Origin of the sequence: Prauserella sediminis, assembly GCF_014195435.1 — a bacterium.
In the GTDB taxonomy this organism is placed as follows: domain Bacteria; phylum Actinomycetota; class Actinomycetes; order Mycobacteriales; family Pseudonocardiaceae; genus Prauserella; species Prauserella salsuginis.
Map to the genome: position 1 here is coordinate 1 of NZ_JACIBS010000021.1, position 10557 is coordinate 10557.

General features: G+C 69.0%; 15 protein-coding genes. 1 reads left to right on the forward strand and 14 read right to left on the reverse strand.

The features are described from left to right. The coding region (locus tag FB384_RS26345; RefSeq protein WP_183787558.1) for a phage tail tape measure protein at nt 1–3346 on the reverse strand (3346 nt) is incomplete at its 3' end. A gap of 118 nt (nt 3347–3464) precedes the next feature. Here FB384_RS26345 and FB384_RS26350 point away from each other — a divergent pair. Next, the gene (locus tag FB384_RS26350) at nt 3465–3656 is read left to right on the forward strand and encodes a hypothetical protein (protein WP_221213711.1); all 192 of its coding nucleotides are present in this window, start codon (nt 3465–3467) and stop codon (nt 3654–3656) included. On the opposite strand, the gene FB384_RS26355 is transcribed toward FB384_RS26350, so the two are convergent. From FB384_RS26355 to FB384_RS26415, 13 genes are all read right to left on the reverse strand, one after another. Further along, nucleotides 3653–3898: a hypothetical protein gene (locus tag FB384_RS26355; RefSeq protein ID WP_183787560.1), complete on the reverse strand. Its 246-nt coding sequence runs from the start codon at nt 3896–3898 to the stop codon at nt 3653–3655. The two genes, FB384_RS26350 and FB384_RS26355, sit on opposite strands and share 4 nt — an antisense overlap. 8 nt (nt 3899–3906) lie before the next feature. Next, the gene (locus FB384_RS26360; RefSeq protein WP_183787561.1) at nt 3907–4533 is read right to left on the reverse strand and encodes a hypothetical protein; all 627 of its coding nucleotides are present in this window, start codon (nt 4531–4533) and stop codon (nt 3907–3909) included. A gap of 87 nt (nt 4534–4620) precedes the next feature. After that, nucleotides 4621–5109 carry a phage tail tube protein gene (locus tag FB384_RS26365; protein ID WP_183787562.1) on the reverse strand — a complete coding sequence of 163 codons (489 nt, stop codon included), beginning with the start codon at nt 5107–5109 and terminating at the stop codon, nt 4621–4623. 38 nt (nt 5110–5147) lie between these two features. Continuing rightward, nucleotides 5148–5315: a hypothetical protein gene (locus FB384_RS26370; RefSeq protein ID WP_183787563.1), complete on the reverse strand. Its 168-nt coding sequence runs from the start codon at nt 5313–5315 to the stop codon at nt 5148–5150. Nucleotides 5316–5327: 12 nt separating this feature from the next. Then, nucleotides 5328–5735, reverse strand: a complete 408-nt coding sequence (locus FB384_RS26375) for a hypothetical protein (RefSeq protein ID WP_183787564.1) — start codon at nt 5733–5735, stop codon at nt 5328–5330. After that, nucleotides 5736–6092, reverse strand: a complete 357-nt coding sequence (locus FB384_RS26380) for a hypothetical protein (RefSeq protein WP_183787565.1) — start codon at nt 6090–6092, stop codon at nt 5736–5738. 5 nt (nt 6093–6097) lie between these two features. Further along, nucleotides 6098–6502, reverse strand: a complete 405-nt coding sequence (locus FB384_RS26385; protein ID WP_183787566.1) for a DUF6093 family protein — start codon at nt 6500–6502, stop codon at nt 6098–6100. Further along, nucleotides 6499–7068: a hypothetical protein gene (locus FB384_RS26390; RefSeq protein ID WP_183787567.1), complete on the reverse strand. Its 570-nt coding sequence runs from the start codon at nt 7066–7068 to the stop codon at nt 6499–6501. The genes FB384_RS26385 and FB384_RS26390 overlap by 4 nt, the downstream gene beginning before the upstream one ends. An 18-nt stretch (nt 7069–7086) precedes the next feature. Next, complete coding sequence (locus FB384_RS26395) at nt 7087–7440, reverse strand: hypothetical protein (protein WP_183787568.1); 354 nt, start codon at nt 7438–7440, stop codon at nt 7087–7089. Further along, entirely contained in the window at nt 7437–7658 is a 222-nt protein-coding gene (locus tag FB384_RS26400) for a hypothetical protein (RefSeq protein ID WP_183787569.1), read from the reverse strand. Before FB384_RS26400 ends, FB384_RS26395 begins: the two co-directional genes overlap by 4 nt. A gap of 2 nt (nt 7659–7660) precedes the next feature. Next, nucleotides 7661–8632 (reverse strand): SU10 major capsid protein, encoded by a 972-nt coding sequence (locus tag FB384_RS26405; protein WP_183787570.1) that lies wholly within the window; start codon nt 8630–8632, stop codon nt 7661–7663. 42 nt (nt 8633–8674) lie between these two features. Further along, entirely contained in the window at nt 8675–9355 is a 681-nt protein-coding gene (locus FB384_RS26410) for a hypothetical protein (protein ID WP_183787571.1), read from the reverse strand. Nucleotides 9356–9406: 51 nt separating this feature from the next. Then, the coding region (locus FB384_RS26415) for a VG15 protein (RefSeq protein ID WP_221213712.1) at nt 9407–10557 on the reverse strand (1151 nt) is incomplete at its 5' end.

Genomic DNA, 10557 nt, shown 5'->3' on the forward strand with positions numbered 1-10557 from the left:
CGAGCATGTCGCCGCCCTCAAGCGCCGAGCCGAACGTATCGGACGGCCGGTAGGTCGTGCGGCGCCGCGGCTCGATCAGGCCGCCGTCGCGGTACTTGCCGGCGTTGACCATGTCGAGGAACCCGCGGCCGTACTTCGACACGGCCGCCGCCCGGATCATGTACTCGCCGTTCGATCCCCATAGCGGCACCTGGTCGTCCGTCGGGCCGCCAGGGCCCACGACGGGGCCGCCGTCGGCCAGGCCGTAGGAGACGTTCACCGAGCCGACACCGCCGCCCGACTGTCCGAAATCGAACTGGGCGCCGATCTTGACGGTGGTGTTGTTGAGCCGGTCGAGGTAGTCGTTCATCACCCCGACGCCCTCGCGGATGGCCCGCTGCGCCGGGTGGGTGTTCGCCGTCAGGGTGGCGTCGTATCCGCCCTGGTAGTCCTCGGCCTCGCCCCGGAGATTCACGACCCGCCCGGCGAGTGCGTCGGCCCGCGCCTGAGTGCGCCGCGCCTGGCCGTCCCACTGGGTCAGCCGTGTCGAGAACCGGCCGTAGGCCGCGTCGCTGTCTCCCGCGACGTTGCCGGTGCGGGTGACGACGTCGACCAGGCTGCCCGCCAAGGTCTCGGAACGTTCCAACGCGTCGGAGTTCTCGTTGAGCGCGGTGTTCCACGCGTCCTCGCTGTCGGCGACGGTCTGCAACGTCTGGCGCATGTCCTGCAGCGCCGCGTCACGCTCGCCGACTGCGCTCGCCCCGTCCCCGCCGACGGGCACCAGGGTTGCCCCACGGTTCCCGGCGATCAACGCAGCCTCGTTGCGACGCCGCGACGCGTCCGTAGAGATGAACTCGCCGTTGCTCACGAGTAGCGGCCCACCCTCGGCGAACGCGGGGATGCTGTCCGAGGTGCCCGTGCCCGGCCCGACGATCGTCCCGCCGCCGGCGTACCGCTTGATGCCTGAGCGCGTGATCGTGCCGCCGGTCGCGCCGCCGGGGAAGTTGAAGTTGTACAGGCCGGTGTTGCTGCCCTGGTAGTCCGGCGCGAGCATCTGTGGGATCAACTTGGCGTACGCCGTCGATTCCTTGCCGTCCCACATGTCGAGCAGCTCGTTCAGACTGCGGATCTTCTCGCGCGCCTGCCCGGTGTTGGCATTGAACGTGGCGTCATACGGACCGCGGTAGTCCTCGGCCTCCTCGCGGAGGGTCTTCACCCGCTCCTTGAGCGTGTCGGCCGTCGCCTGGTTGATCTTGCCCTGCTCGACCCACTGCTGCAGCTTCGTCTTGAAGGCATCGAACGAGATGTCACCGTCCAGCGCGGCCTGCTCGACACCGGAGATCGCCTCGGCCAGGGCCCACTGAGCCGTGCGCGCCTGCTCCGAGTTCGGACCGTGCGTCCGGATCGACTCGTCCAGGTCCTGCTGGGCCTCCTCCTGCCGCCGTAGCGCGTTCTGCAGCGCGAAGACGGGGTCGACCATTGCCCGCTGCTGATCGGCGTACTCCTGCAGCGCGTCGGTGGCCTGCTCGGTCTCCGACTTGGCATCGCCCACGCCCTCGGCGAACTCGCCCTGCTTGCCAGCCGAGTTACTCGCCTCGTCGCCCGCCACTTCGAGTGCCGCGGCATACTCTGGCATCAGTTCGCGCACGCGCTCGGTGGAAACACCGGCATCTCCGGCGACCTTCGCGATGCGCTCGAACGCGGCAGCCGCGACGTCTGCGTCCCCTTCTTCGACGAGCTGCGCGAGCGCCTGGCCGAGGCTCTGCACACGCTTCTCGGCGTCACCGATCGAGCTGGTGACACCTGCCCACCCGAACAGAGTCTCGCCGAGGGCCTGAGCCGGGCGTGCAGCAAAGTTCGCCCACGAGCCGATCTGTTCGAAATCGGACGACAGATCCTCGGCATTGTCACCCAGGAAACGCGCCGCTTCGCCGCTAAGTTTGCTCTGCGTGGCCCAGCGCTCCAGGCCAACCGTGAGTGCTTCCAGGTTGTGTTCGAGCGTCCGGCTTCCGAAGATGGCGTCAATGCCGACCGCTGCGGCACCAAGCCCCGCGGCGGCCACGGATGCTGTGCGCATCGAGCGGCCGAGCCTGCGTACTCGCCCCTGGGCCCTGTCGCCCGTGAGTCCAAGGTCGCGGATGGCGTCGCGGGTGTCACGAATGCGAGGAAGCATCAGCATCAACCCACCTGCGGCCAGTGATGCCACGCCCGCCACGCTGCCGAGAACGCCGAGCGCTCCCTTCACTGGGTCGGGCAGCGAGGAGAACGCACGCGCCAGATCGCCGACTGTTCCTGCGACGCTGGACACGACCGGCATGATGGCCGCGCCAACATCGATGGCAGCGTCCTTGATCGTGTTCCATGCGACCTGGATCTGCGACGCTGCGGTGTCGTAACGCTGCTGTGCCTCTTCCGACAGGGCTGTGTTCTCTTCCCACCCTTCGGCCGCGATGCCGAGCGAGTCGGACAACAAGTCGGTGGCGCCCTTGAGGCCCAGGATGGTGCGCACGTCCTCGGTGCTGCGGATGCCGAGGTCGGACAGCACGCCCACGACGTTGCCGCCGGATGCCTCCACATTGTTGAGGCCGAGGACGAACGAGTTGATCGCCTCGACAGGGTCGTCTGACCAGCGGTTGCTGAACTCGTCGGCCGACATGCCGGCCACGTCGGCGAACCCCTGGACAGCCTCGCCGCCCTCCGACACGGCAGTGTGGATCTGCTGCATTACCCGCGACATGGATCCGCCGCCGGCCTCCGCGCGGATGCCGACCGAGGCCAGCGCGGCCGACATGGCGAGGATGTCTGACTCAGTCGCACCGATGAGATTGCCCGCCCCGGCAAGACGCTGCGACATCTCGAGGATGTCGGCCTCGGTGGTGGCCGAGTTGTTACCCAGGGCGACAAGCGCCGAGCCGAGCCGGTCCACGTCGTCCTGGGACGTGCCCATGACGTTGCCGAACTGGGCCATGGCCGAGGCTGCTTCCTCAGCCGTTAGGTTCGTGGTGTTGCCCAGGTCGATCATGGTGCGGGTGAACCCGGCGACCGACTCGCGCTGCACGCCCAGTTGCCCGGCCGCCTCCGCGACGGAGGCGATCTCCTCGTGCGTAGCGGGCAGCTCGGTAGCCATGTCCCGCAGCCGGGCCTCGAGCGCAGCCATCTGCGACTCGGACCCGTCGACTGTCTTGGTGACGCCAGCCCACGCGGACTCCCAGTCGATCGCCGCCTTCGTGGCCAGCGCCATGCCGCCCACCACGGCCGTGCCGAACCCGACGAGCCCGCGGCCCACAGCCTCTGTGGCCTGCCGGTTCTGGACCAGCCGGTCGTTCAGGTCCCTCGTTTGACGGCCTGCAGTCTTCAGCGCCGCCATATACCCGGCAATGTTCGCCTTGAGAGTGACGGAAATCGACCGGTCAGCCACTGTGTGTCACCCCCTGGCGAGAATTACGGACATGGCGGACAATCCGAGAGCAGACCTGGGAGGGCAGATGAGCACGCTGAACCGATGGACCGAACAAGCGAAGGGCCTCAGCTCCTACCTGGTGGGTCTCATCCCAGCGCTCCTGATCGCCGCGTTCGGCGTCGCCGCGCTGGTCGCGATGCCGACAGTTGTCGGGCTCGTGGTCGTCGGCGCCCTTACCGCTGGAGGCCTCGGCTTCTACCTGTGGCGAGCCCGCTAACGCTTTTCCACTGGCCACGCCACCCACGCGGGATCCGGCTTGTCGTAGCTCTGCATGTGGGCATGGAGAACTTCGCACCGGTAGCACCGCACCGGCGGTGACGCGGTGTAGCGGCCCTCGTTGGCCGGGTCGGACGTTTCCGGGAGGTAGCCGCCGCAGCGGCAGGTCTGCTCCTCCACGGCCAGCAGGGCCAGTACGTGGGCCCGCGAGTCCTCGTCCCACTCCGACTCGCAGGTCGTCACCGACCGGGTCAGCCGGCCTTCTTCGTCGTACTCGTGGAGCGTGACTTCTTCCGGTTCCCACCCGTTCCACCGGCGGATGGAGACGCCTGCTCGGGTTGCTGCCTCGACGTCGCGTCGGAGGACGCTGTCATGCGCGAGGCGATCGGCGAGAAAGGGACGCTCACCTCGCTGCCGTTGATGCCCCATACCGCGTTCGTGATGGCCTGGTACTGCGCGCCGGACAGCACGTCGAGCAACTCGGCGAGCTCGGCGGCGTCGAGCTCTGGCTCCACGAGGCACCGGGGGATCACGTCCTCGAAGAACGCGTCCTGGTTCAGACCGAGGGCCTTGTCGAACTGGTTGCCGTCGCGCGGTGGGTGCTTGGCGAGCTTGGCGAACCAGTCTCGGCGCGGCATGGCGCGGAACCGCAGCGTCACCGTCGCGTCGCGCATCTCGTCGGACAGGGCCTGCATCCGTTCAGCCAGGTGCATGCCGCCGTCGTCGTCGAGCGAGTCCCGCGGCTGCTTCTGCCGCTCCTGCAGCTGCCGGTTCAGATCCTCCCACTCGGCGACGAGGTCGCCGCGCAGACAGATCGGCACCGACGTTTCGGCCCGCTGGGCCTGCCGCATCCGCTGCCGCACTTCTTCGATGTCCATTCCCGACACTCCCGACTTCTCCCCGACGTGGTTGGTAGGGCCCCGCCGCCGGCCGCCGGGGGAGCCGGCGGCGGGGAGATAGGCAGATCAGGCAGCCGTGGTGACGACGGCGCGGATCTCCGGGTCGCCGGTGACCTTCACCGGGACGGTGTAGCGCTGCACCGAGTTAGCCTCGGGCGGGTTGTTGCTAACCTGGCCGCACCGAACCGGGTACACCTCGACCTCGTCGTCGGCGGCCCACGCGTCGCTGGCGTTCGTGCCGCGGCGGACGACGATGTGGGTGTCGTAGTCGCGCACCAACGTGTCGTACACCTCGTCGGTGCCGGACTGCTTCTTCAGGATCAGCTGCGTGTTCGACCACGACGCGCGCCCGGGCAGCCTGGTGTCGAACGTGGAGCTGAGCGCGGTGTTGTCCACGTCGGCCGTTTCCGGCTCGAACCCGGCCAGCCCGTCCGGCGTCATGCGGTTCTCGAGCTGTTGACCGGCGTCGAGCTCGGTCACCGTCGGCGCGGTGACGTCGGCGATGGCCGGGACTTCCCAGACCTTGGTCTTGCCGTCAGTGATGATGTCGGACAATGTCGGTCACCCTCCCAGGAGACGCAGGTGTTGCGGGGTTACTTGGCGGCGGTGGTCGGCGCCGGGGTTTCCTTGCCCGCGGCCTTGTCGGCGGTGTTCTTCGGCTCGGACCAGCCGCGCCGCTTCGCGCTCGCCACCGCGCCCGTGGTCTTCGGGAACTTGTGGCGCCGCTTCGTCTTGTCGTGTTCGAGCTCTACCCACTGCATGGCGGTGTCCTCCTACTGTTCGCGCTCTGCAGCCAGCCGATACGCGTCGACGGTGTAGAGCGGATGCCGGCCCGACGCCGTGTCGGTCACGGCGCGGTCTTCCTGGATCGGCACGTCTGTGCCGCGGTGCAGAATCTGGTGAGTGACCCACCCGTCGACGGTGAGATACGCGTCGAGGACGGCGTTCTGCATCGCCTCGGCGACGATCCGCACCGCGACGTCGGTGAGTCCGATGGAGGTGATGCGGAACGACACGTCCAAGCGGCCCGAGGATCCGGCCAGTGTGTTGCGGGAACGGCGGCCTACTCCGGGCCACCACAGCACCGCGTACGGCAACTCGGGGCTGTCCGGCACGTGTCCTTTGTGCACGGTGAATCCGGTCGCGTCCAGCAGGGCTGCGACCTCGTCGTAGTGAGTCACCTACAACTCCTCGGTGACCTGCTCGAGGAACCGGTGAAAGTTCGGCTCCTCCGCATCCGGCGCCGAGTCGATGTCGAGCACGGGGCCGCTGCGGGACGTGCCGAAATACAACAGGTTTCCGAGCGGGCCCTGCATCTTGTCCTTGTCCGGACCGATCTCGGCCTCGAGCCCGCCCTTGCGCAGGTCGTAGCCGATGGTCCGGTGGAAGTGCTGGTACGACCCTTGCGAGGTGGCCTCGTCCCGCATCTGCTTCTTGATGTTGTTCGCGCCCTTGGCCACCACCGCGGCCACCGCGGGGAGGGCCCTGGCCGCCTTCTTATCCAGATCGGCGGCGAGTCGGCGCACGTCGTTGTTCATGGCGCTCACCCCGTGATCTCTTCGACGATGAGCCGGATAGCTGTGCCGTAGGTCTTGCGGTCGCCCACCCGGATGCGGAACTCGCGGTCGACGTTGTCGTCGTCGTGCGAGCTGGTGATGGTCACGACCTGGCCGGTCGCCACATCGGCCGTGCCGCGGACGGGGATGTGCACCTCGGTCGGCGCGACCGTCCACTGGTGCTCGCCCGCCACTGGCTCGCTGGGATACCGCAGCCGCTGGTTCTGGATCTTGCAGCGGCCCTCGTAGACCGACGGCCCGTAGGTGGGCACGAGTTTGCCGGTGTCCGGGTCGGTGGTTTCGCCCGTGTTCGGCCGGATGGTGCACTGGTCGGCCATGAGCGACTCGGCCTTCCGCTGGCCGCGACGGGCCAGCCGTAGCGCCCGGCTCATCCGATCTTCACCATGCGCGCGCCTGGCCCGTACTGGCGTCGCAGCGCCTGCTGCAGACGCTGCGGCACCATGCCGGCCATGTCGGAGTTGGGCGTGCCCTGTTCCTGGTAGTCGTCGATGGAGAACCCGCCCGCGCTCGACGGGTTCGAGAACATCTGCGCTGCCACCATCAGCGTCGCCGACCGTGCCAGCTGCGCGCCCGCGTCGGTGGTCAGGTACCCGTGGGTGTAGGTCACCTCGACGGTCGAGGGCTCATAGGCGCTGGCGGCCCAGCCGCGGGCGCGCCACAGCCGGTCGCCGAACCGCTTGTGGTCCGACACCTCGGCGCCGTCGAGGGTCACCGACGACACGTCGGTCACCGGGCGGTTCGGCAGTGACAGCCACGACTCGACCGTGCCCATCACCGCCACGGTCTCGGTGGCCTGCAGGATGGACTGCCCAGCCGCGGCCTGCACGGCACCGGTGGCCAGCTGCAGCAGCAGCTCGGCCTCGGCTGTGGTGAGGCCGGTTGCGTCCTCGCCGAGGAGGGTGCGGAGGTCCTCGGCCGTTGCGAGTTGATCAGCCATCGAACCTCCGCACCTCCGTTACTTGTTGTTCCGGTGGTCGCGGATGGCCTCGGCGATGCGTGCCGCGGTCCACCGCTTGTCGATGTCCACGCCCTCGGACTCGGCCAGCGCGACGAGGCCGTCCTTGTCGGTGTCCTCGAGGCTCACCTCGTCCGCGCCATCGTCGGCATCGTCCGGCGCTCCGGCGGGCTCCGCGGTCTCGTCGGCCGGGCCGTCGTCGGCGGCGATCTGGCCGGAGCGCAGCAGCCAGTCGATCTCCTCCGCGGACACGTCGTCGGGAAGACGTGCCCCGCGGGGGATGTCGATGTAGGCCCTGCCCTTGCCCACCTTGGTCTGTGCGGTGACGTAGCCCGCTTTCACGATGTATGTCATGGATCCTCCGGGGTGAGTCCTGCCGCGATTGCATGCATCGCATCGCGCGCCGCCGCGAACGAGTCGTACCCGTTCGCGAGCCACAGTGCGTCCGTTTCGCCCGGCAGAAAGCCTTCTACGCGCCAGGAGCCCTGGTAGTCCACGACCCGCAACCGAGACAACGTCGACACGTTGATGAGCTCGCCGGTATAACTTCCGATCCCAGCCTCGAGCCACATGGCTACGCCTGCGGCGTCGTGGACAGGTTGGTGATCTTGCCGTGGGCCGACTCGGCGCCGTACTCGAGACCGACCTCGCCGTAGAGCTGCGTGCGGTCCTTCGCGCCGGTCTTGGCGAGCGGCTCGGCGAAGAAGTGGCCCTTGCCCGGAACCTCGAGGAACACGGGGCGGCACTGGTCGAGCGAGGCCACCGCGACCTGGTCGGCCGGCATGTGGCGGTCCAGCATCACGTTGACCCGGCCGAAGTCGGTCTCAATGGTCTGGACGTTGACACCGCCGACGTTGCGGCTCTGCTCCTGGTAGCCCTTGTCGGCGACGAAGATCTTCGTCAGCTGCCGCTTCTGGAACGAGTTGACGATGATCGTCGCCGTCTCGGCTTCCATGAGCCCGCCGTTGTCGTACACCGACTGCATGAGGTCGAGCAGCAGGGTGTCGGTCAGCGGGCCCGAAGCGCCGGCCCCATCGGAGTCGACGTTGATGACGTTCGTCGTGATCGCGGGCAGCAGGCCGCGGGTCTGCCGCGCCGTGGTGTTGTCGGCCGGCTTCTGGTAGGTGCCCCGCAGGGAGCTGTACTCGACGTCCCGCACCATCTGCTTGAGCATCTGCTCGACCTGCCAGTCGAGCTCGTTGCGGATCGGGTTCTGCGCCTCGTTGTTCGTGCCCGCCTTCTGGCCGGGCGCGGCCAGCTTCGAGTAGGACACGCCCACCGATTCCTGGTGGATCTGCACCACGTTCGTGACGTTGGCGCGCGTCCGCTCGGAGTCTTCCGGCTCGGCGCCCTCGACCTTGGTGTTCTGGCCCGCGCTGCGCAGGTCGAACGTCTGCCACTCGAACTCGGTCGAGGTGGTCTGGCCGCCGCCGGTCAGCCCGCCGATCGCGGAGAAGAACGGCGTGTCACTGGGGGTGAGCTGGTGCAGGATGCCGGTGTAGTTGGGCAGGTCGTAGGTGGTGCCCAATCCGGTCACGGAAGCCATATCGGCGTACTCCTTGCGATCTGGGCACTCGGTGCCCGTGGGTTACTGTTCGGCGAGTTTCTGGTTCTGCAGCGCGATGACCTCGCGGAAGTCGCCGCTGCGCTGCGCCTCCTGGATCTGGGTGTCCAGGTTCAGACCGGCGCCGCTGCGCCCGCCCTGCGACGGGTCCGGCTTCGGCGTGGGGGCCGGGCGCGCGTTGAGCCTTTCTGCAAGCCGCTTCGCGCGGTCTTCGATCTGCTCGGCCGGCACGCCCTCGAGTAGCTCGAGGTCCTCCGCGTTGAGGCCGTGGTCGATGGCCGCCTTGTACAACGCCGCCTCGCGCGCCGTCGAACTCGCAGCCTCCCGCGCATCGTCTCGTTCCTTCTCAAGGCGCTGCTGCTCGGTGAGCTTGGCGTCCTCGTACTCCCGCAACTTCGCGTCGCGGTCGGCGATCTGCTGTTCGGCCGCTTTCCGTGCCTCACGCTCGGCCCGCAGCGCCTTCTTCCCCGCGTCGCCGAGCGCCTCGTCGTCGGAGTCCTTCGGCGGGTCGCCCGCGTCGGAACTCTTCGGCTCTGCCTCGGCGCTGCTCGGGGCCGCTGCCTCACCGTCCACAGGTGCCGCGGGTGGTGCAGGCGGGTCTCCCGCCTGCTCGCTGCCGCCGAGGACCGGCCACACCGGGCGGCCGACGACGACGCCTACGGCACGGAGACCGGTGCGGGGGTGGACGGGAAGGTGCTCGTGCATGGGTCCTCCATCGCAGAGGTGAAAGCCCGTGCGCCTCGCGCGCACGGGAGGTCAGATGATGTAGCCGAACCGCTTCAACAGGCGGATCGCGTCGTCGCGGCTGTCGGCGAGTTCGTAGATCGACTCGGGCATCAGCCGCGGCGCCTGTACGCGGCGTCGGTTGACGGTGCGCTGCACGTCGCCGCCGCGGGCCCGGCGGGTCACGGTTTCGCCGGACTCGCGCGTGGTGCGGGCGCCCTGCTCGCGCATGCGCTGCCCGGCCAGGCCGCGCGTCGTGGTGCCCTCGGTCGTGGTGAACACCTGCTGGCCGAACACGTCGGTGCGTGCCAGCTCGCCCCGGTCGCGGCCACCGCGCAGCATGCGCTGCTCCTCACGCGTCAACCTTCCGCCGGGCTTGCTCAGCCCGGCCGCGCCGCGGCGGGCGTTGACGACCTGGTTCATGTCGGCCCCGTCTCGGATCGCCTGGGCGCCGGCTTTGGTGAACAGCTGGGCCTGCTCGGCCGGTGACAGCGAGTTGAAGAACTCCTTCGGGTCACTGACGAGTCCCTCTGAACGGGCCGCCTGTTCCCCGCGGGCGGGGACGTGGATGCAGTCGCACCGCGGGTGCCGCCAGAATCCGGCCGACCACCGGTAGTACCGGCCGGCGAGGATGGCGCACCGCGAGCACGACTTGCCCTGCAGCATGCGCACGTAGCCGGTGCTCGGTCGGGCGGCCACGGCCACGCCGTCCGCGGCGCGGCCAGCGTCGGCGACCTGGGTGCGCACCATCATGTCCAATGTGGCCTGCCCGGTGGCCAGTGCCCGCGGCACCGTGGTGCCTCTGGCAAGGGCCAGCTTCGTCGCCACCACCGGTGACCGCAGTAGCCCCTCGAGCGGCCGGCCGTCGGAGGCGACACCGGCGAACCGGCGCGGGTCGACCCGCCCGGCCGGGGACGGTTCCGCTCCCTGTTCTGAGAGTGCTGTGTCGACGTAGTCGTCGGCGGCGCTCGCGGCCTGCTGTTGCGCCCCGGTCAGGACGACGGCGAGCTGCGCAGCTGGCAGGTCCCACGCGTCCAGGTCGCCCGGGTTCAGCTCCCGCCACGCCTCCGCGGCCTCCGCGGCGACGGCCGCGGCGATGGCTTGCCGGTCGCGGTAGTGGTCCTGGGCGACCTCAGCTGTCGTCACCGTCGCCGTCCTGCCCGCCAGGAACACCGCCGGGACCC